General features: G+C 59.6%; 29 protein-coding genes. 1 reads left to right on the top strand and 28 read right to left on the bottom strand.

The annotated features are described in order from the left end of the window. Positions 1 to 24: 24 nt before the first annotated feature. From RAK1035_RS09575 to RAK1035_RS09560, 4 genes are all read right to left on the bottom strand, one after another. Positions 25 to 1,236 (bottom strand): bifunctional cobalt-precorrin-7 (C(5))-methyltransferase/cobalt-precorrin-6B (C(15))-methyltransferase, encoded by a 1,212-nt coding sequence (locus RAK1035_RS09575; RefSeq protein ID WP_008281896.1) that lies wholly within the window; start codon positions 1,234 to 1,236, stop codon positions 25 to 27. Continuing rightward, the gene (locus RAK1035_RS09570; protein ID WP_198133594.1) at positions 1,233 to 1,871 is read right to left on the bottom strand and encodes a precorrin-8X methylmutase; all 639 of its coding nucleotides are present in this window, start codon (positions 1,869 to 1,871) and stop codon (positions 1,233 to 1,235) included. The genes RAK1035_RS09575 and RAK1035_RS09570 overlap by 4 nt, the downstream gene beginning before the upstream one ends. A gap of 71 nt (positions 1,872 to 1,942) precedes the next feature. Then, the gene (locus RAK1035_RS09565) at positions 1,943 to 3,211 is read right to left on the bottom strand and encodes a sirohydrochlorin chelatase (protein WP_008281894.1); all 1,269 of its coding nucleotides are present in this window, start codon (positions 3,209 to 3,211) and stop codon (positions 1,943 to 1,945) included. Beyond that, positions 3,208 to 3,432, bottom strand: coding sequence for a DUF6732 family protein (locus RAK1035_RS09560; RefSeq protein WP_008281893.1), 225 nt, complete (start codon positions 3,430 to 3,432; stop codon positions 3,208 to 3,210). Before RAK1035_RS09560 ends, RAK1035_RS09565 begins: the two co-directional genes overlap by 4 nt. Before the next feature lie 298 nt (positions 3,433 to 3,730). Here RAK1035_RS09560 and RAK1035_RS09555 point away from each other — a divergent pair, with 298 nt between their 5' ends. After that, positions 3,731 to 4,705: a glutathione S-transferase family protein gene (locus RAK1035_RS09555; RefSeq protein ID WP_008281892.1), complete on the top strand. Its 975-nt coding sequence runs from the start codon at positions 3,731 to 3,733 to the stop codon at positions 4,703 to 4,705. A 27-nt stretch (positions 4,706 to 4,732) separates the two neighbouring features. Here RAK1035_RS09555 and RAK1035_RS09550 read toward each other — a convergent pair whose 3' ends face one another. The 24 genes from RAK1035_RS09550 to rpsJ all read right to left on the bottom strand — a co-directional run bounded on the left by RAK1035_RS09550 (position 4,733) and on the right by rpsJ (position 16,894). Further along, positions 4,733 to 5,170, bottom strand: a complete 438-nt coding sequence (locus tag RAK1035_RS09550) for a GFA family protein (protein WP_008281891.1) — start codon at positions 5,168 to 5,170, stop codon at positions 4,733 to 4,735. Between the two features lie 218 nt (positions 5,171 to 5,388). Beyond that, positions 5,389 to 5,577, bottom strand: a complete 189-nt coding sequence (rpmD, locus tag RAK1035_RS09545) for a 50S ribosomal protein L30 (protein WP_008281890.1) — start codon at positions 5,575 to 5,577, stop codon at positions 5,389 to 5,391. 12 nt (positions 5,578 to 5,589) lie between these two features. Further along, positions 5,590 to 6,156 carry a 30S ribosomal protein S5 gene (rpsE, locus tag RAK1035_RS09540; RefSeq protein WP_008281889.1) on the bottom strand — a complete coding sequence of 189 codons (567 nt, stop codon included), beginning with the start codon at positions 6,154 to 6,156 and terminating at the stop codon, positions 5,590 to 5,592. 12 nt (positions 6,157 to 6,168) lie between these two features. Next, a complete protein-coding gene (rplR, locus tag RAK1035_RS09535; protein ID WP_008281888.1) occupies positions 6,169 to 6,528 on the bottom strand; it encodes a 50S ribosomal protein L18 in 360 nt (119 codons plus the stop codon). 11 nt (positions 6,529 to 6,539) lie between these two features. Further along, a complete protein-coding gene (gene rplF / locus RAK1035_RS09530) occupies positions 6,540 to 7,073 on the bottom strand; it encodes a 50S ribosomal protein L6 (RefSeq protein WP_008281887.1) in 534 nt (177 codons plus the stop codon). An 11-nt stretch (positions 7,074 to 7,084) separates the two neighbouring features. Next, positions 7,085 to 7,477 carry a 30S ribosomal protein S8 gene (gene rpsH / locus RAK1035_RS09525; protein WP_008281886.1) on the bottom strand — a complete coding sequence of 131 codons (393 nt, stop codon included), beginning with the start codon at positions 7,475 to 7,477 and terminating at the stop codon, positions 7,085 to 7,087. Between the two features lie 13 nt (positions 7,478 to 7,490). Beyond that, on the bottom strand, positions 7,491 to 7,796 hold the full coding sequence (rpsN, locus tag RAK1035_RS09520; RefSeq protein ID WP_008281885.1) for a 30S ribosomal protein S14: 306 nt from the start codon (positions 7,794 to 7,796) through the stop codon (positions 7,491 to 7,493). Positions 7,797 to 7,815: 19 nt separating this feature from the next. Then, on the bottom strand, positions 7,816 to 8,379 hold the full coding sequence (rplE, locus tag RAK1035_RS09515; protein ID WP_008281884.1) for a 50S ribosomal protein L5: 564 nt from the start codon (positions 8,377 to 8,379) through the stop codon (positions 7,816 to 7,818). After that, positions 8,372 to 8,683, bottom strand: coding sequence for a 50S ribosomal protein L24 (gene rplX / locus RAK1035_RS09510; protein ID WP_008281883.1), 312 nt, complete (start codon positions 8,681 to 8,683; stop codon positions 8,372 to 8,374). The genes rplE and rplX overlap by 8 nt, the downstream gene beginning before the upstream one ends. Before the next feature lies 1 nt (position 8,684). Next, on the bottom strand, positions 8,685 to 9,053 hold the full coding sequence (gene rplN / locus RAK1035_RS09505; protein ID WP_008281882.1) for a 50S ribosomal protein L14: 369 nt from the start codon (positions 9,051 to 9,053) through the stop codon (positions 8,685 to 8,687). Positions 9,054 to 9,132: 79 nt separating this feature from the next. Beyond that, positions 9,133 to 9,363 carry a 30S ribosomal protein S17 gene (rpsQ, locus tag RAK1035_RS09500; protein WP_008281880.1) on the bottom strand — a complete coding sequence of 77 codons (231 nt, stop codon included), beginning with the start codon at positions 9,361 to 9,363 and terminating at the stop codon, positions 9,133 to 9,135. 12 nt (positions 9,364 to 9,375) lie between these two features. Then, positions 9,376 to 9,576 carry a 50S ribosomal protein L29 gene (gene rpmC / locus RAK1035_RS09495; RefSeq protein ID WP_008281879.1) on the bottom strand — a complete coding sequence of 67 codons (201 nt, stop codon included), beginning with the start codon at positions 9,574 to 9,576 and terminating at the stop codon, positions 9,376 to 9,378. A gap of 247 nt (positions 9,577 to 9,823) precedes the next feature. Then, positions 9,824 to 10,030 (bottom strand): cold-shock protein, encoded by a 207-nt coding sequence (locus RAK1035_RS09490; RefSeq protein WP_008281878.1) that lies wholly within the window; start codon positions 10,028 to 10,030, stop codon positions 9,824 to 9,826. Between the two features lie 209 nt (positions 10,031 to 10,239). Further along, positions 10,240 to 10,860, bottom strand: coding sequence for a 2OG-Fe(II) oxygenase family protein (locus tag RAK1035_RS09485; RefSeq protein WP_008281877.1), 621 nt, complete (start codon positions 10,858 to 10,860; stop codon positions 10,240 to 10,242). A gap of 100 nt (positions 10,861 to 10,960) precedes the next feature. After that, positions 10,961 to 11,374, bottom strand: a complete 414-nt coding sequence (rplP, locus tag RAK1035_RS09480) for a 50S ribosomal protein L16 (protein ID WP_008281876.1) — start codon at positions 11,372 to 11,374, stop codon at positions 10,961 to 10,963. Positions 11,375 to 11,387: 13 nt separating this feature from the next. Further along, positions 11,388 to 12,095 carry a 30S ribosomal protein S3 gene (gene rpsC, locus RAK1035_RS09475; protein ID WP_008281875.1) on the bottom strand — a complete coding sequence of 236 codons (708 nt, stop codon included), beginning with the start codon at positions 12,093 to 12,095 and terminating at the stop codon, positions 11,388 to 11,390. Next, entirely contained in the window at positions 12,095 to 12,475 is a 381-nt protein-coding gene (gene rplV, locus RAK1035_RS09470) for a 50S ribosomal protein L22 (RefSeq protein WP_008281874.1), read from the bottom strand. Before rplV ends, rpsC begins: the two co-directional genes overlap by 1 nt. A 3-nt stretch (positions 12,476 to 12,478) precedes the next feature. After that, positions 12,479 to 12,757 (bottom strand): 30S ribosomal protein S19, encoded by a 279-nt coding sequence (gene rpsS, locus RAK1035_RS09465; protein WP_008281873.1) that lies wholly within the window; start codon positions 12,755 to 12,757, stop codon positions 12,479 to 12,481. A 3-nt stretch (positions 12,758 to 12,760) separates the two neighbouring features. Next, complete coding sequence (rplB, locus tag RAK1035_RS09460) at positions 12,761 to 13,603, bottom strand: 50S ribosomal protein L2 (protein ID WP_008281872.1); 843 nt, start codon at positions 13,601 to 13,603, stop codon at positions 12,761 to 12,763. Positions 13,604 to 13,873: 270 nt separating this feature from the next. Continuing rightward, positions 13,874 to 14,632: a class I SAM-dependent methyltransferase gene (locus RAK1035_RS09455; protein ID WP_008281871.1), complete on the bottom strand. Its 759-nt coding sequence runs from the start codon at positions 14,630 to 14,632 to the stop codon at positions 13,874 to 13,876. A gap of 191 nt (positions 14,633 to 14,823) precedes the next feature. After that, positions 14,824 to 15,120, bottom strand: a complete 297-nt coding sequence (locus RAK1035_RS09450; RefSeq protein ID WP_008281870.1) for a 50S ribosomal protein L23 — start codon at positions 15,118 to 15,120, stop codon at positions 14,824 to 14,826. Continuing rightward, the gene (gene rplD / locus RAK1035_RS09445) at positions 15,117 to 15,734 is read right to left on the bottom strand and encodes a 50S ribosomal protein L4 (RefSeq protein WP_008281869.1); all 618 of its coding nucleotides are present in this window, start codon (positions 15,732 to 15,734) and stop codon (positions 15,117 to 15,119) included. The genes RAK1035_RS09450 and rplD overlap by 4 nt, the downstream gene beginning before the upstream one ends. Further along, a complete protein-coding gene (gene rplC, locus RAK1035_RS09440) occupies positions 15,731 to 16,573 on the bottom strand; it encodes a 50S ribosomal protein L3 (RefSeq protein WP_008281868.1) in 843 nt (280 codons plus the stop codon). Before rplC ends, rplD begins: the two co-directional genes overlap by 4 nt. A gap of 12 nt (positions 16,574 to 16,585) precedes the next feature. After that, entirely contained in the window at positions 16,586 to 16,894 is a 309-nt protein-coding gene (gene rpsJ, locus RAK1035_RS09435; protein WP_008281867.1) for a 30S ribosomal protein S10, read from the bottom strand. Positions 16,895 to 16,936 lie beyond the last annotated feature (42 nt).

Raw genomic sequence — 16,936 nt, 5'->3', positions numbered from 1 at the left:
CTACTCAAATCCGACGCCCACCGTTCATCGCTTCACCAGGCTCCATTGCGTGACCGGCATAAGGGGGCGCCAGCCGGTCAAGCCCCCCACCGGTTCGGCCCGGCTGATCTGCAACTTGACCAATTCGCCGCCGTGTCGCTTGTAGAGCGCCACCAGCACCGCCTCGCTCTCGAGCGTCACGGCATTGCACACCAGCCGCCCCAAGGGGCGCAACGCGGCCCAAGCGGCGTCAAACACCGCCTCGGTCAGCCCGCCACCGATGAAAACTGCATCAGGTGCCTCGAGACCGTCCAATGCCTCGGGCACGCGGCCTTCGATCAGTTCCAACCGTGGCACACCGAGTGCCAAGGCATTCGCCGCCGCCATCGCGCGCCGATCCGCGCGCGGCTCAATCCCGATCGCGCGGGCATAGCGCGCGCCGCGCATCCATTCCACCGCAACCGAACCACAGCCGGTGCCGATGTCCCACAGTAGCGCGCCGCGCATCGGCATCAGCTTGGCCAGCGTGGCGGCCCGCACCTCACGCTTGGTCATCGTGCCATCATGCTGAAAGAGGTCATCCGCCAGCCCCGGCACCCGTGGCATCAGCGCGGCATCAGGGGCGGCCACACAGTCGACGGCCAGCGTGTTGAAAGGCGGCACCACATGCGCCCAACTTTCGGCCAGCCCGTCAAACCGCGCCTCCTCAGCCCCGCCCATATTGGCCAGCACTGTCATCCGCGATTGTCCAAACCCCCGCTCGGTCAGAAACCGGGCGATCTGTGCGGGCGTTTCGGCCCCCGTGGTCAGGATCAAAAGCCGGGCATCGGGTTGAATAAACGCGATCATCTGCTCGACGGGGCGCCCATGCACCGTCAATGTCTCAAGGTCCGCCATGCTCCAGCCCATGCGCGCGGCCGCCAGTTGAAAGGCCGAAAGCTGCGGATGATACACGATCTCGGAGGGTGGCAAAGACCGCCCGATGCGCGCGCCGACCGAGAACCAGAGCGGGTCGCCCGTGGCCAGCACCACGACGCGCCGCCCCCGCAATCCCGCCAATAGGCCTGTCAGCGCGTCAAAAGGCGAGGGCCAAGCGATCCGCTCTGCCGTCACAGCCTCGGACAAAAGGTGATGCCGCTCACCGCCGACGATCACCTCTGCGGCCTCTAGAATGGCGCGGGTTGCGGGCAAAAGTCCGGCCATCCCATCCTCGCCAATGCCCACAATATGCAGCCAAGGTTCCGCTGTGGTCGTCATGCGCCCACCTCCGGCAAACCGGCAGACAGCGCATTGACCGCCGCACTTGCCATCGCCGATCCGCCGCGCCGCCCGCGCAGAGCGACAAATTCGCAGCCGCGCGGATTGTCTGCCAGTTCGGCCTTGCTCTCGGCTGCCCCAACAAATCCCACAGGAAAGCCAAGGATCAGCGCCGGACGCGGTGCCCCCTGATCGAGCAGTTCCAAAAGGTGGAAAAGCGCCGTGGGCGCATTGCCAATCGCGACCACGGCCCCCTCTAGCCGCTCTGCCCACAATTCAACTGCCGCTGCTGAACGTGTATTGCCGATCTCCGCCGCGATTCCCGGCACCCGCGGATCGTTCAGCGTGACAATCACCTCATTGTTGCAGGGCAGATAGCGGCGGATGATCCCGGCGCCAACCATCTCGCAATCACACAACACGGGCGCACCGGCCTGCAAGGCGGCATGGCCCGCGGCATAGGCCCCGCTGGAAAACGCCAGCCGATCCGCCACCTCGACCATTCCACAGGCATGAATGAGCCGTATCGCAAGGCTCTCCATCCCTGGGCCAAACCGATCCAGCCGCGCCTCTTGGCGTACCGTGGCAAAGCTCATCTCATAGATGGCCGAGGGGTTCTTTTCGTAGGGGCGCAAAATCAACCCTTTGCGATTGCGGCCGGTGTCGGAGCCTCCGGCGGGAGTATTGTCACCAAGAAGAAACGCAGTCAGGCCTTGGTCCGCCGCGCGCTTTCGGGCCCATGCGGATGGCGGGCATGGGGATAGGGCGCGTGGTGATGGTCGTGATCATGGTCATGGTGGTCATGGGGATGATCGTGATCATGGTGGTGGTGATGCCCGTGATCATGGTCATGGTGGTGATGCTTCGCCTGCGCCTCCAACCGACACAGACCGGTGCAGAAGGTGTCGCACAGCGTGCAATCCGCCACGTTCGAGCCAGGCGCAGAGGCCCCCTGCCCTTCGACATGGTGGTGATGGCTTTCTTGCACAGCGCCAACCTCGGCCTCAAAGCCCAGGATTTGCGTGCGATATTTACACATGACGCATGTGGGCGGCGGCACATCGCCAAAGGCCGGATGCCCGGTGCCCCGTGCCTCGGCCAAAGCGGCGCGCTGTTCGGGCGTGATCCGCTGCACCGCGCCACCCTCGATGGCGAGGATCTGCGTGCGATACTGACAGGTGCCACAATTGGGGGGCGGCACGGCGCTCAATTGCTCTGTCACACGCTCGGCAAAGGTTTCCAGCACCTTGGGATGGTCGCCCAAATACCCTGCTTTGACAAATTGCATGCCCGGATGTTCATCGGCGACGCGGTCGGTAAAGCCATAAATGCGGTCTATCAAGATGCCGGAAAAGAGGAAGTAGGGGAACACCACAACACGCTTGTAGCCCAGTTTGACCACATGTTGCAGGCATGGCTCGACCAGCGGGAAGGTGACACCGGAATAGCCCACTTCGCACCAGCCAAAGCCGATACCCTCATGCAAAAGGCGCGCAATCTTGGCGACATTGGCATTGGCATCGGGATCAGACGCGCCGCGCCCAATCACCACAAGGCACGTGTCATGCACCCCGACCTCGCCGTATTTCACATTGGCGCGGTCAATCGCTTCGCGTATCCGTGCCCCTGCGGCGGCGATCATCTTGGGGTCCACCCCCAATTCGCGACCATAGCGCACCTCGATACCATGCGTTGCGGCATAGGTATTAAGCACGGTGGGTATATCGTTTTTGGAATGCATCGCCGCAAAGAGCATCCCCGGCACAGCCAGAATTCGCTCGCAGCCAGCCGCGCGCAACCGGTCAAGACCGTCACGGATCACCGGATTGGCAAATTCGAGATAGCCATATTCCATCAGCCAGTCATCCGGCAGATAGCCCGGCAGTTTATCCGCCAATACGCTGAATTCATCCACCGCCGATTGACTGCGCGACCCGTGTCCGCAGATCATCACACCCGTCTTGACCATGCTCATGCCTCCTGCGGCGCCTCGTCGGCGGCCTCATCTTCGTTCTCTTGCGTCTCTGCCCGCTCTTTGCGCGCGCGCAAACCGGACCAGAGGCCAATGGCAATCGCGGCCCCAAGTGCGGCTGCTCCCAACCAGTGGCCATGCCCCGCAACCTCTGCCAGATGGCCCGGATGGGCATAGGCGGCAGTTCCGCTCAAGAGCGCGGTCAGAATGGTGGCAAGTCGCATGGCAGTCCCCTTATCCTCGGTCGCGCAACAGGGCGAAAAGGGGCGATCGGGCCAAACGGCCCCGACGACGCGCGATCTGCCCCCGACATGGGTCAGCCGATCCGTGCACACCTTTCCGGCCCGGTTGCGGGCTTCGTCATAGGCCGTGTATAGGCGCAGCGCCCCAAGGCTGCAAACGAAGAAACGAAGCCCCCGGCCCCGTTCGCGACATGTGCAGCCCTGCACGGGCGCTGCGCGGTGCTGCGGATTACTGGGGCCAGCCCATGCCCCTAGATTAATGCCAAAGAGGAGTAATCACATGGGTCAACTGGTCAACGGTAAATGGCAAGACACTTGGTATGACACCGAATCAACGGGCGGAAAATTCGTGCGCTCGACCGCGAAATTCCGCAACTGGATCACCGCCGACGGCACGGCTGGCCCCTCGGGCGACGGCGGCTTCAAGGCGGAAAGCGGGCGTTATCACCTCTATGTCTCGCTGGCCTGCCCCTGGGCGCATCGCACGTTGATCTTTCGCGCGCTCAAAGGGTTGGAAGATCACATCGACGTCTCAATCGTGCATCCCGATATGCTGTCAGAGGGTTGGGAATTTCGCACCGATTTCCCCGGTGCAACCGGCGACCGTCTTTATGGTCTGCCTTACGCACGTGACATCTACCTCAAGGCCGACCCCGACATTTCCGGTCGTGTCACCGTACCCATCCTGTGGGACGCAGAGCGTGAAACTATCGTCTCGAACGAGAGCGCCGAAATCATCCGGATGTTCAATTCTGCCTTTGACGATATCACCGGCAACACACTCGATTTCTGGCCAAAAGATCTGCGCGCCACCATCGAGCCTGTGAACGCGCGTATCTACGACACCGTGAACAACGGCGTTTACAAGGCCGGTTTTGCCACCAGCCAAGAGGCCTATGAGAGCGCCGTGCACCCGCTTTTCGACAGTCTCGACTGGCTCGAAGGCCGTCTTGGCCAACACCGCTACGTGATGGGCGACAACGCGACCGAGGCCGACTGGCGGCTTTTTACCACGCTCATCCGGTTTGATCCGGTCTATCATTTGCATTTCAAATGCAACCGGGCGCGTATCGTCGACTATCCGAACCTATGGGGCTATCTGCGCGACCTTTACCAATGGCCGGGCGTGGCGGGGACGGTCAATTTCGAGCATATCGTACGCCACTATCACTATAGCCATGACACCATTAATCCCAACCGGATCATCCCGATCAATCCGGTGCTGGATTTTGATGCGCCACATGGTCGGGGCTGAGCATCGCCCCGACCAAGGCAAAAAGGCTCAGGATGACGGCGGCCAAACGAAATCAGGGCGCAGCGCGGCATAGACTGGGCGGCCATCGCTGGGCTTGGGTACGCCTGTGGCCGGATCATAGAACGCATGATAGCTTGCGGCACCGATCTGGTCACCATAGCCCATCAGGTTGGGCACGATCACCCGGATGCGATGCTGCTTGTCATCCAGCATGATGGGCGCGCCGCACGTCCCGCAAGTGCAAAGCTCGAGCGGACCATCGGGATTGTTAGCATTGAACGGCTGGCGGTTCATCCCCGCCTCATTGTCCGCAACAACATCACCATGGTTGTAAAACACCACATGCGTGGTGTCTTGACCTGTCACGTTCTTGCAGACGGAACAGTGGCAGGTGTGATTGTCGATCGGCGCGTGTTTGGTATGGGTGTGAATGTGGTCGCAACCACCAGAACATTGGTCAGACATCGGCCTTCCTCCTCAAAGCGATGCGGATGGGTGATCCAAGGCGAAAGCCCTCGGCTCAACCCCGGCTCTGAACCTATCACGCTCCACGTCCGAGCCCGGCGCTGATTCTGGTGGGACGCGACTAAAGGATGACAGCGGCGCAAAATGCAAAACGCCCCGATCCTCTTGGACCGGGGCGCTTTTGTGCGATGGGCTGGGATACTCCAGCCGGAGCGGATTTAGCCGCGCTCTTCGATGATCTTAACCAGATGCGGCAGCTTGTTGACCATGCCACGCACCGAGGGGGTATCCTCGAGCTCGCGGGTCTTGTGCATCTTGTTGAGTCCCAGACCGATGAGGGTCTGACGCTGATCTTGAGGGCGACGGATCGGGCTGCCGATCTGCTTGACGACGATGGTTTTTGCCATTTGTCCGGTTCCTTACGCTTCTGCCGCTTCAGCAACCGGCGCTTCGTCACCCTTTTTCAGGATGTCAGCCACCTTCTTGCCACGGCGCTGCGCCACCATACGCGGGCTGGTCTCTTTGCGGAGACCATCGAGCGTGGCGCGGATCATGTTATAGGGGTTTTGCGACCCGGTCGATTTCGCGACCACGTCCTGAACGCCCAACATCTCGAACACGGCGCGCATCGGACCACCGGCGATGATGCCGGTACCATGCGGAGCTGTGCGCATCACGACTTTGCCGGCGCCATGGCGACCTTCCATGTCGTGGTGCAGGGTGCGGCCCTCGCGCAGCGGCACGCGGATCATTGCGCGCTTGGCAGCTTCGGTGGCCTTGCGGATCGCCTCGGGAACTTCCTTGGCTTTACCTTTGCCAAAGCCGACGCGGCCCTTTTGATCGCCCACGACCACCAGCGCCGCGAAGCCAAAGCGCTTACCGCCCTTGACTGTCTTGGACACACGGTTGATCGCGACGAGACGATCGGCGAACTCCGGGGCTTCCTCGCGTTCGCGACGGTCGCGGCGGTTGTCTTCTCTTGCCATTCTCTCGTCTCCTTAAATCTTCAGGCCAGCTTCACGCGCGGCGTCGGCAACTGCCTTGACACGCCCGTGAAACAGAAAGCCGCCCCGATCGAAATAGGCCTCGGTGATGCCGGCCTTTTGGGCCCGCTCGGCAATCGCGGTGCCAATCTTGGTGGCCGCCTCGACATTGCACTTGCCCACCAGGCCCAGATCCTTTTCGAGGGTCGAGGCCGCCGCGAGCGTCACACCGTTGACGTCGTCGATCAGCTGCACGCTGATGTTCTTGTTGGAGCGGAAAACGCTCAGGCGCACGCGCCCTGCATTGACCTTGCGGAGTTTGTTCCGAACGCGCAGGCGGCGTTTGAGGAACAGTTTTCTTTTGCTGTTTGCCATCTGTCGCGTCCTTACTTCTTCTTGCCTTCCTTCTGGAAGATGTACTCGCCTTTGTAGCGGATGCCCTTACCCTTGTAGGGTTCGGGACGCCGCCAGTCGCGGATATTTGCCGCGACCTGACCAACGAGCTGCTTGTCCGTGCCTTCAACCACAAGCTCAGTCTGCTTGGGTGCGGTCACGGTTACACCGTCCGGAATGGGGAAATCGACATCATGGCTGAGGCCGAGGTTCAGCTTGAGCACGTTGCCCGCCATCTGGGCACGATAGCCCACACCACGGATTTCCAGCTCTTTCTTGAAGACATCCCGAGCGCCGTGCACCATGTTGGCGATGACCGTACGGGTCATCCCCCACTGCTGGCGCGCGCGCTTGGATTTGCCGCGCGGCATTACCGAGATCGCATTTTCCTCGATGGTGATGGTGACATCATCCGTCGCGGTAAAGGTCTTGGTTGCCTTGGGGCCTTTGACTTCGATCTTCTGTCCCGACAGCGTCACAGTGACGTCGGAGGGCAGGGGTACGGGTTTCTTGCCGATACGTGACATGTCTGGTCTCCTTAGAAGACAGTGCAGAGCACTTCGCCGCCAACATTGGCTGCGCGCGCGGCTGCATCCGACATCACACCCTTGGAGGTGGAGACAATCGACACACCCAGACCCTGACGGACCTGCGGAATGTCATCGACGCCCAGATAGACGCGACGACCGGGCTTGGAAACCCGCTTCATTTCGCGAATGACAGGCGTGCCTTCATAGTATTTCAGGCTGATCTCGATGGCAGGATGGCCATTGGCATCCTGTGTCATCTCATAGCCACGAATGTAGCCCTCGGAGGCCAACACATCGAGAACGCGCACGCGCATTTTCGAGGCGGGGGTCAACACCGTGGACTTGCCACGCATCTGCGAGTTGCGGATACGGGTGAGCATATCGCCGATAGGATCGTTCATATCTCTGACCTCCTCACCAGCTCGATTTCACGACGCCGGGCAGCTGCCCGCTCGAGCCGAGCTCGCGCAGCATGATCCGGGACACTTTAAGTTTGCGGTAATACGCATGCGGACGGCCCGTAAGCTGGCACCGGTTGTGCAGCCGTGTGGCCGAGCTGTTGCGCGGCAGTTCCGCAAGCTTGAGAGAGGCGCGGAAACGCTCTTCCATCGGCTTGCTCTGGTCATTGATGATCACTTTCAGAGCGGCGCGCTTCTTGGCGAAACGGTCAACCAGCACCTGACGCTTCTTCTCGCGCTCGATCATTGATTTCTTAGCCATAGATCTATCCTCCCCCGGCTCAGCTGTTGAAGGGCATGTTGAAATGCTTCAACAGCGCCTTGGCTTCAGCGTCGGTCTTCGCCGTGGTTGCGATGACAATGTCCATCCCCCAAACTTCGTCGACCTTGTCGAAGTTGATCTCGGGGAAGATGATATGTTCCTTGATGCCCATGGCATAGTTGCCACGACCATCGAACGACTTGCCCGAAACCCCGCGGAAGTCGCGGATACGCGGCATCGCAATGGTGATCAGACGGTCAAGGAAATCATACATACGGTCGCCACGCAGCGTGACCTTGGCCCCAAGCGGCATGTCTTCGCGAACGCGGAAACCGGCGATGGAGTTGCGGGCCTTGGTGACGACAGCGCGCTGACCAGCGATCGTGCTCAGGTCTTCCTGAGCCGACTTCGCCTTTTTCGAGTCGCGCACAGCCTCGGCACCGCAGCCGATGTTGAGCACGATCTTTTCCAGACGCGGGATCTGCATGTCGTTCTTGTAGCCAAACTCTTCTTTCAGAGCAGGCTTGATGGCCTCACGGAAGTGGGCTTTCAGGCGCGGGGTATAGGTTGCGGTATCAAGCATCGATCACGTCCCCCGTGGTCTTGGCGTAACGGACTTTCTTGTCGCCTTCGATCTTGAAGCCAACGCGGGTCGGTTTGCCGTTCTTGTCAACAATCGCCAGATTGCTCAGGTCGATGGGCATCGCCTTGGGGATGCGGCCACCTTGGCTGGTCTGGCTCTGACGGGTGTGGCGGATCGCCATGTTCACGCCTTCAACCACGGCCTTGCCGGATTTCGGGTCAACATTGGTGATCGTACCTTTTTGGCCCTTGTCCTTGCCGGACAGAACGACCACGGTGTCACCTTTTTTCAGTTTAGCAGCCATCTTACAGCACCTCCGGGGCGAGCGAGATGATTTTCATGAAGTTCTTGGCGCGCAGCTCGCGAACGACCGGCCCGAAAATACGGGTACCAACCGGCTCACCTGCGTTGTTCAGGATCACGGCGGCGTTGCGGTCAAAGCGAATGGCGGTGCCATCTTCACGACGGACTTCCTTGGCGGTGCGCACGACGACGGCCTTACGGACGTCGCCCTTCTTCACGCGACCGCGCGGGATGGCTTCCTTGACCGAGACGACAATGATGTCGCCCACGGATGCGTATCTACGCTTGGAACCACCCAGAACCTTGATGCACTGAACTCGGCGAGCGCCGGAGTTGTCAGCAACATCCAGGTTGGTCTGCATCTGGATCATTTGGTTTCTCCCGACCTATGGGGGGCGATGCACTGCCTTGTCCCCAGGGTTTCGATTAATGCCAAAAGGCGCTAAAGGCTTATGCCTCCAGCACCTCCCAGCGTTTCGTCTTGGACTTGGGCGCGCATTCGATGATCCGAACGGCATCGCCCACTTTGAACGTGTTGTTCTCATCGTGAGCCCGGTATTTCTTGGACTTACGAATGGTTTTCTGAAGCACGGGGTGCTTGAAACGACGCTCGACCGATACGGTTACGGTCTGGGCGTTTGCGTCAGAGGTCACGACCCCTTGAAGAATACGTTTAGGCATATCTCGGGCTCCTTACTCTGCTGCCGCGTTGGCTTTTTCGTTCAGAATGGTCAGCACGCGCGCGGCGTCGCGGCGGGCAATACGCATTTGAGCGGGATTTTCCAACTGGCCGGTAGCCGCCCGAAAACGCAGATTGAACTGCTGCTTCTTCAGGTTGGTGAGTTCTTCCCGGAGCTGATCCGGGGTCTTGTCACGCAGTTCCTTGGCGTTCATCGCCTTTTCCTTTCTCAAAACACCGGCCAGCCCCTGACGGTTTGCTCAGGGTAACTCGAAACCCGGTGGATGAATTGCAAATACCCGAATCCCCAGACTGGCCGGGGTGTGCGGATTGGGGCTCTATACGGGAGGCGGTGGCAGAGGGCAAGCGAAACATCCGACAATCGCAAAACACTCAAATCCGTTTCCGCATAAAGAAACGGCCCCGGGTTTCCCCGAGGCCGTTCCCATCAGTTCAGATCGCTTATGCGAGCTGGAGGTTCGACGCGCTCTCACGGCCGTCACGGCCGGATTCGATGTCGAAGGTCACTTTCTGATTGTCGGCGAGGCCGGTCAGGCCTGCGCGCTCAACAGCGCTGATGTGGACGAAAACGTCCTTGCCGCCATTGTCGGGCGCGATAAAGCCGAAGCCTTTGGTGGAATTGAACCATTTCACGGTGCCGTTGGCCATCGTGATGTCTCCTCTGGTAGTGCTGCCCGCGGGAATGCGGCAGTCGCGGCGTGGTCGGTCTGGATCGAGATACTGACAGCCGGTTTAGAGGAGCAGATGATCGAAATAGAATAACGTTAGCACCCTGCACATGGGGGAGTTTGCCGCGTTTTACAAGGGGAAATCCCAAAAGACCGTAGATTCGGCGGAAAACGGGTGTTTTTGCACCCTCAATTCCAAGAATAATTGAAGCTGACGCTGATCCGGTCGTCTTCCGACATGTTCATCGGAACCTCATGACGCAGCCATGATTCCCACAACAGCACATCCCCTACCACCGGCTTGGCGTAGATAAAGGTGCGCAATTCCTGTCTCGCGTCTTTCCGGCGGACAGGGGCCGCCATCATCCGGGCCGACCTTGGGTCTTCCAGCTTGAGCGCGCTGGCGCCGTCAGGCATCGCCACATAGGTTGTGCCGGAAATCACGGAATGCGGATGGATATGGCTGGCGTGCATCCCGCCTTCGGGCAGGATGTTGATCCATATGTCCTCTAGCTTCAATTCCTTGCCGTCGAGATCGAACTCCAGATCCTGGGCGAAGGCCGCCACATGGGCATCCAGCACCTTGACCAGATCGGCAAAGATCGGGAACCGCCACGGCAGGTCGCTGAGCGAGGCATAAGAGGTATAGCCGGGATAGCCATTCTCGTCGCACCACTCCTGCCCCGCCTCGTCATCCTCGGCGATGGAATAGCAAGACGCCTCCAATTCCTTGGCATCAATGGCGGGGGCGTGCTCGCTCAGGGCGGCACGATAGAGGCGGGTCACGAAGAGGGAATCGATATTGGGCATGGCTCGCTCTTAGCGTGGTGCCAAGCAAGTGGCAAAGAAAAACCCCCGCGCGATCTCTCGCACGGGGGCCATCCGTAAGGCAGGTGTGAACCCGCTGATCTTACCAGTCTTCGCGGACCACGACGCGGGTTTTGATCGGCAATTTCATCGCCGCCAGACGCAGCGCTTCAAATGCGATCTCTTCGCTCACACCGTCGATCTCGAACATGACCCGGCCCGGCTTGACCTTGCAGGCCCAGTAATCGACCGAACCCTTACCTTTACCCATCCGAACCTCGGTGGGCTTGGACGAGACCGGTACATCCGGGAAAATCCGGATCCAGACACGGCCCTGACGTTTCATGTGGCGCGTCATGGCACGACGAGCGGCCTCGATCTGACGGGCGGTGATACGCTCGGGCTGGGTGGCCTTGAGACCGAAAGTGCCAAAGTTCAGATCAGAGCCGCCTTTGGCTTCGCCTTTGATCCGGCCCTTGAACTGCTTGCGGAATTTAGTGCGCTTTGGTTGAAGCATCTTTCATTCCTCCTTAACGGCGGCCGCCGGCGCCACGGGGCGCGGGACCATCCTGGAGTTCCTGGGCCTTGCGGTCACGGGCACCGGGATCGTGCTCCATGATTTCACCCTTGAAGATCCAGACCTTGATACCAATGATCCCATAGGCCGTGGTGGCCTCGACGGGAGCATAGTCGATGTCCGCACGTAGCGTGTGCAGCGGCACGCGGCCCTCGCGATACCATTCGGTCCGCGCAATCTCGGCACCGCCAAGACGACCCGAAACGTTGACCCGGATACCAAGAGCACCCATGCGCATTGCGTTCTGCACGGCGCGCTTCATGGCGCGACGGAAGGACACACGACGCTCAAGCTGCTGTGCAATGCTCTCGCCCACAAGGGCCGCATCCAGCTCGGGCTTGCGCACTTCGACGATATTGAGGTGCAATTCGCTTGCGGTCATTGCCGCCAGCTTCTTGCGCAGACCCTCGATATCGGCGCCTTTCTTGCCGATGATCACGCCCGGACGTGCGGTGTGGATCGTGACGCGGCACTTCTTGTGCGGACGTTCGATGATCACACGGCTGATCCCGGCCTGTTTGCACTCTTCGCCGATGAACTTGCGCATCGCAAGATCTTCGAGCAGCAGATTGCCATAGTCCTTGGTGTCGGCATACCAGCGGCTATCCCAGGTACGGTTCACCTGAAGGCGCATGCCAATCGGATTGACTTTGTTACCCATTAGGCTTGCTCCTCAATTTCACGAACCTTGATCGTCAGCTCCGAAAACGGCTTTTTCAGCGCGCCAAAGCGACCACGGGCACGCGGACGGCCCCGCTTCATCACAAGGTTCTTGCCGACATAGGCCTCTGCCACGATCAGACCATCCACATCGAGATTGTGGTTGTTCTCAGCATTGGCAATTGCGGACTGAAGACACTTCTTGACGTCCTGCGCGATGCGCTTGTTCGAGAAAGTGAGATCGGTCAGCGCCTTGTCGACCTTCTTGCCACGGATCATCGCGGCAACGAGGTTCAGCTTCTGCGGGCTGGTACGAAGCATGCGCAACTTGGCCATTGCTTCGTTGTCTGCCACGCGGCGGGGGTTCTTTTCCTTGCCCATGACTTACTTCCGCTTCGCTTTTTTGTCTGCGGCATGACCGTAATAGGTCCGGGTCGGTGAATATTCACCGAACTTCTGACCGATCATGTCTTCGCTGACGTTGACAGGGATATGCTTGTGGCCGTTGTAGACGCCAAACGTGAGACCCACGAATTGCGGCAGGATCGTCGAACGACGCGACCAGATCTTGATAACTTCATTACGCCCCGACTCGCGCGCTGCCTCGGCCTTTTTCAAGACATAGGCATCGACAAAGGGGCCTTTCCATACAGAACGTGCCATGTGTTAGCGGCCCTTCTTCTTGGCGTGACGCGAGCGCACGATGAGATCCTGCGACGCCTTGTTCTTGTTGCGGGTGCGCGCGCCTTTGGTGGGCTTGCCCCAAGGCGTAACCGGGTGACGACCACCCGAGGTCCGACCCTCACCACCACCATGGGGGTGGTCGATCGGGTTCATAACCACACCACGCACAGACGGGCGGATGCCCTTGTGGCGCATACGGCCCGCTTTGCCGTAATTCTGGTTCGAGTTGTCGGGGTTGCTGACGGCCCCAACAGTGGCCATGCATTCCTGGCGCACCAGACGCAGCTCGCCCGAGCTCAGACGGATCTGAGCATAGCCACCGTCGCGGCCCACGAATTGCGCATAGGTGCCAGCGGCGCGTGCAATCTGCCCGCCCTTGCCGGCCTTAAGCTCGATGTTGTGAATGATCGTGCCGATGGGCATGCCCGAGAACGGCATCGCATTGCCCGGCTTGATGTCGGCCTTGGCCGACGCGATGACCTTGTCACCAATCGCCAGACGCTGCGGCGCCAGGATATAGGCTTGCTCGCCATCTTCATATTTGATCAGCGCGATAAATGCGGTCCGGTTCGGGTCATATTCGATCCGTTCCACGGTTGCCGAGATATCAAATTTCGTCCGCTTGAAATCGACGATACGATAGAGGCGTTTCGCCCCGCCGCCTTTGCGACGCATCGTGATCCGTCCGGTATTGTTCCGGCCGCCATTCTTGGTCAAACCCTCAGTGAGAGATTTGACCGGACGTCCTTTCCACAGCTCCGAACGGTCGATCAGCACCAGCCCACGCTGGCCCGGCGTCGTCGGCTTATACGACTTGAGTGCCATGCTTTCTGTCTTCCGTTTGCTTACGGCAGGTAAACCCGCCTATGTTATAGCCCCCCGAGGGTGGCCAAGGTATGAGGCCCCGTAGGTCCCCGGTTAGAGTTGCCCTTGCGAACAACAGCGAAGCCCCGGACGAATCCGGGGCCTTGCGGATGGGGTCTGATAAGGGAGGCCACATGCGCGGTCAAGGGGTTTGCCCAAGATTTACAGGCGGAAACCACCAGTGATCAAAGGCCCAGACCGATCATCACCTCGTCCAGTGCCTCTGGCATTTTACGCATCAGCCTTGTTTAGCATAACGCGGCGTGTTTTCGGGGGCGAGTCGAGATCTGTCAGTGTGCCGAACGTCTCCAGCTTTTCGGCCTGCACCTTCGCCGTGCTCCGGCGCAGATCGAATATCGCAGCCCCACCGGGACGCAAAACCTTGTCGAGAAATGGCAGATACATATCCACAGGATAGTGGAACCCGCAGGAGAGAAAGCTGACAACCAGATCGACGGACTTGGCCGTCTCAGCGGGCTTTGTCATTGGATTGAGCGTTTCAATTCTGTCAGCCTTGATCCCGTTCGCCTTGAGCAACCCTTTGGCGCGGCTCAGCGAGGAATAGGCGGCACCTTCGGTGTTGAACCCGAAATGACGATGCGTGTTCTCCTCTAAGTCGATCAAGAGCACCTTGCACCCCAGATCCTGCGCCGCAAATAGATCAAAGAACCCATAGCCACAGCCAATATCCGCGATCCGCTTGGGATTGATATCCTGTAGGAGGCTCTTGATTAACTTGTATTCGGCGTGAATAACGCCTGCCGCACGACGCGATATCGTGTCGCCCATCTCATCCACCACGGCTTGGATCGGGGCATCGTCGCCCTCCTGCCAGGCTTTGATGATCCGCCCCGATTTGGGCCGATCAAACATCACCTCAGAACGCTGCAAGATCAGGTTCACATAATCGCCGCGATCAAAGCAGGTAAGGTCAAGTGACGCGATCCGATCCTCCATTGCCTCGGCGGCAATGTCTATTTCAAGCTGCATGTCGATCCTACTCTCTGCAACGCCGCCAACTTGCAGATAAATGCCAGCATTCCAGAGGAAAGTCGCCCCTTTTCGACAAGCGAAAAGCGATCAAAAGGGTCATACAAGACCGTGAAAAGCGAAACCCCGGCCACCTCTCGGCAGCCGGGGTTCACATATTAATGCGTAGCGTGGGTGCTAACCCACCACGATCAGAGACCGGTGGTCACGTCGATCGTGTTGCCTTCGGCAAGCGTCACATAGGCTTTCTTGACGTCATTGCGACGGCCAAGCTGACCCCGGAAGCGCTTTTGCTTGCCCTTGGTGATCGTGGTGTTCACAGCCGTCACCTTTACCCCAAAGAGCGCCTCAACGGCCTCCTTGATGGCAGGCTTGTTGGCGTCCATGTGGACTTCGAACACCACAGCCCCATTTTCCGAGACCATGGTGGCCTTTTCGGTGATGATCGGCTTGCGGATCACATCGTAATGTTCAGGTTTCGCGCTCATTTCAGACGAGCCTCCAGTGCTTCGACACCCGCTTTGGTGATCACGAGCGTGTCACGCTTGAGGATGTCATAGACGTTTGCGCCCATCGACGGCAGCACATCGAGACCCTCGATATTGGCTGCGGCACGGGCGAATTCTGCATTCACCTGTGCGCCGTCGATCACCAGCACGCGCTTCCAGCCGAGGTTCTTGACCTGCTTGGCCAATTCCCCCGTCTTGCCGTTCGAAGATGCCTCGTCAAGGATGACAAGCGCGCCTGCCTTGGCCTTGGCCGAGAGAGCGTGCTTGAGACCAAGCGCGCGAACCTTCTTGGGAAGGTCATGGGCGTGGCTACGCGGGGTCGGACCCTTGTAGATACCACCGTGGCGGAAGATCGGCGCGTTCTTGTCACCGTGGCGTGCGCCGCCGGTGCCCTTTTGGCGATAGATCTTCTTGGTGGAATAGCTGGTTTCCGACCGGGTCTTGACCTTGTGCGTGCCGGCCTGCGCCTTGTTGCGCTGCCAACGAACGACGCGGTGCAGGATGTCTGCGCGCGGCTCCAGGCCGAAGATGTCTTCGCCCAGATCGACCGAGCCGGCCGTCCCGCCGTCCAGTTTGATCACGTCGAGTTTCATTCTTCGCCTTCCTTCTTCTCAGCCTGAATGCTGGCCTCAGCCTCTTTCAGTGCAGCCTCCTCAGCGGCGGCGGCCTCTTCGGCCAGACGCTTGGCTTCAGCTTCTGCTTCAGCCGCAGCAGCAGCGGCCGCAGCCTCAGCAGCTTTGGCAGCCTCTTCAGCAGCAGAGCGCAGAGCAGCGGGCAGAATGGCGTTCTCGGGGAACGGCTTTTTCACCGCATCCTTGATCGTCACCCAACCACCTTTGGACCCCGGAACAGCGCCCTTGATCATGATAAGGCCACGGTCGGCGTCGGTCTTGACGACCTGAAGGTTCTGCGTGGTGACACGCACAGCCCCCATATGCCCGGCCATTTTCTTGCCCTTGAACACCTTGCCCGGGTCCTGACACTGACCCGTCGAGCCGTGCGAACGGTGGCTGATCGACACACCGTGGCTGGCCCGCAGACCGCCAAAGTTGTGACGCTTCATCGCACCGGCAAAGCCTTTACCGATCGAGGTGCCCGAGACATCCACGAACTGACCTTCAAAGTAATGGTCAGCAGTGATTTCCTCGCCCACATTGATCAGGGCCTCAGGCGCTACGCGGAATTCCGCGATCTTGCGCTTGGGTTCAACTTTGGCTGCGGCGAAGTGGCCACGCATGGCCTGCGTCGTCCGCTTGGCCTTGGCGGTTCCCGCACCGAGTTGCACGGCCGTGTAGCCGTCTTTCTCAGGGGTGCGCTGTGCCACCACCTGAAGTTTGTCCAATTGAAGAACGGTCACAGGAACCTGTTTGCCGTCTTCGAGGAAAAGCCGGGTCATGCCGACTTTTTTCGCGATCACACCAGAGCGCAACATCTCTTGCTCTCCTTAAACCGAAATCTGCACGTCCACGCCAGCGGCGAGGTCGAGCTTCATCAGCGCGTCCACCGTCTGCGGCGTGGGGTCGACGATGTCCAAGAGACGCTTATGCGTCCGGATCTCGAACTGGTCGCGGGATTTCTTGTTCACGTGCGGACTACGCAGAACCGTGAATTTCTCGATCTTGTTCGGCAGCGGGATCGGCCCACGCACCTGGGCACCGGTCCGTTTGGCGGTATTGACGATTTCCTGCGTGCTGGCATCCAGCACACGGTAATCAAACGCCTTGAGCCGAATGCGAATATTTTGGCTTTGCATTTGTCTTAGCCTTTCGCGGCATTGGAGTTGATAGGAGGAAGG

The organism is Roseovarius sp. AK1035 (genome assembly GCF_003288315.1).
Classification (GTDB): Bacteria; Pseudomonadota; Alphaproteobacteria; order Rhodobacterales; family Rhodobacteraceae; genus Roseovarius; species Roseovarius mucosus_A.
This window is presented reverse-complemented; position numbering and strand designations above follow the sequence as displayed.

Excerpts from the sequence above, each read along its gene's own strand:
- RAK1035_RS09575 (WP_008281896.1), bottom strand. The coding sequence starts at position 1,236 with ATGACGACCACAGCGGAACCTTGGCTGCATATTGTGGGCATTGGCGAG.
- RAK1035_RS09565 (WP_008281894.1), bottom strand. The coding sequence starts at position 3,211 with ATGAGCATGGTCAAGACGGGTGTGATGATCTGCGGACACGGGTCGCGC.
- RAK1035_RS09560 (WP_008281893.1), bottom strand. The coding sequence starts at position 3,432 with ATGCGACTTGCCACCATTCTGACCGCGCTCTTGAGCGGAACTGCCGCC.
- RAK1035_RS09555 (WP_008281892.1), top strand. The coding sequence starts at position 3,731 with ATGGGTCAACTGGTCAACGGTAAATGGCAAGACACTTGGTATGACACC.
- RAK1035_RS09550 (WP_008281891.1), bottom strand. The coding sequence starts at position 5,170 with ATGTCTGACCAATGTTCTGGTGGTTGCGACCACATTCACACCCATACC.
- rpmD (WP_008281890.1), bottom strand. The coding sequence starts at position 5,577 with ATGGCAAAAACCATCGTCGTCAAGCAGATCGGCAGCCCGATCCGTCGC.
- rpsE (WP_008281889.1), bottom strand. The coding sequence starts at position 6,156 with ATGGCAAGAGAAGACAACCGCCGCGACCGTCGCGAACGCGAGGAAGCC.
- rplR (WP_008281888.1), bottom strand. The coding sequence starts at position 6,528 with ATGGCAAACAGCAAAAGAAAACTGTTCCTCAAACGCCGCCTGCGCGTT.
- rplF (WP_008281887.1), bottom strand. The coding sequence starts at position 7,073 with ATGTCACGTATCGGCAAGAAACCCGTACCCCTGCCCTCCGACGTCACT.
- rpsH (WP_008281886.1), bottom strand. The coding sequence starts at position 7,477 with ATGAACGATCCTATCGGCGATATGCTCACCCGTATCCGCAACTCGCAG.
- rpsN (WP_008281885.1), bottom strand. The coding sequence starts at position 7,796 with ATGGCTAAGAAATCAATGATCGAGCGCGAGAAGAAGCGTCAGGTGCTG.
- rplE (WP_008281884.1), bottom strand. The coding sequence starts at position 8,379 with ATGCTTGATACCGCAACCTATACCCCGCGCCTGAAAGCCCACTTCCGT.
- rplX (WP_008281883.1), bottom strand. The coding sequence starts at position 8,683 with ATGGCTGCTAAACTGAAAAAAGGTGACACCGTGGTCGTTCTGTCCGGC.
- rplN (WP_008281882.1), bottom strand. The coding sequence starts at position 9,053 with ATGATCCAGATGCAGACCAACCTGGATGTTGCTGACAACTCCGGCGCT.
- rpsQ (WP_008281880.1), bottom strand. The coding sequence starts at position 9,363 with ATGCCTAAACGTATTCTTCAAGGGGTCGTGACCTCTGACGCAAACGCC.
- rpmC (WP_008281879.1), bottom strand. The coding sequence starts at position 9,576 with ATGAACGCCAAGGAACTGCGTGACAAGACCCCGGATCAGCTCCGGGAA.
- RAK1035_RS09490 (WP_008281878.1), bottom strand. The coding sequence starts at position 10,030 with ATGGCCAACGGCACCGTGAAATGGTTCAATTCCACCAAAGGCTTCGGC.
- RAK1035_RS09485 (WP_008281877.1), bottom strand. The coding sequence starts at position 10,860 with ATGCCCAATATCGATTCCCTCTTCGTGACCCGCCTCTATCGTGCCGCC.
- rplP (WP_008281876.1), bottom strand. The coding sequence starts at position 11,374 with ATGCTTCAACCAAAGCGCACTAAATTCCGCAAGCAGTTCAAGGGCCGG.
- rpsC (WP_008281875.1), bottom strand. The coding sequence starts at position 12,095 with ATGGGTAACAAAGTCAATCCGATTGGCATGCGCCTTCAGGTGAACCGT.
- rplV (WP_008281874.1), bottom strand. The coding sequence starts at position 12,475 with ATGGGCAAGGAAAAGAACCCCCGCCGCGTGGCAGACAACGAAGCAATG.
- rpsS (WP_008281873.1), bottom strand. The coding sequence starts at position 12,757 with ATGGCACGTTCTGTATGGAAAGGCCCCTTTGTCGATGCCTATGTCTTG.
- rplB (WP_008281872.1), bottom strand. The coding sequence starts at position 13,603 with ATGGCACTCAAGTCGTATAAGCCGACGACGCCGGGCCAGCGTGGGCTG.
- RAK1035_RS09455 (WP_008281871.1), bottom strand. The coding sequence starts at position 14,632 with ATGCAGCTTGAAATAGACATTGCCGCCGAGGCAATGGAGGATCGGATC.
- RAK1035_RS09450 (WP_008281870.1), bottom strand. The coding sequence starts at position 15,120 with ATGAGCGCGAAACCTGAACATTACGATGTGATCCGCAAGCCGATCATC.
- rplD (WP_008281869.1), bottom strand. The coding sequence starts at position 15,734 with ATGAAACTCGACGTGATCAAACTGGACGGCGGGACGGCCGGCTCGGTC.
- rplC (WP_008281868.1), bottom strand. The coding sequence starts at position 16,573 with ATGTTGCGCTCTGGTGTGATCGCGAAAAAAGTCGGCATGACCCGGCTT.
- rpsJ (WP_008281867.1), bottom strand. The coding sequence starts at position 16,894 with ATGCAAAGCCAAAATATTCGCATTCGGCTCAAGGCGTTTGATTACCGT.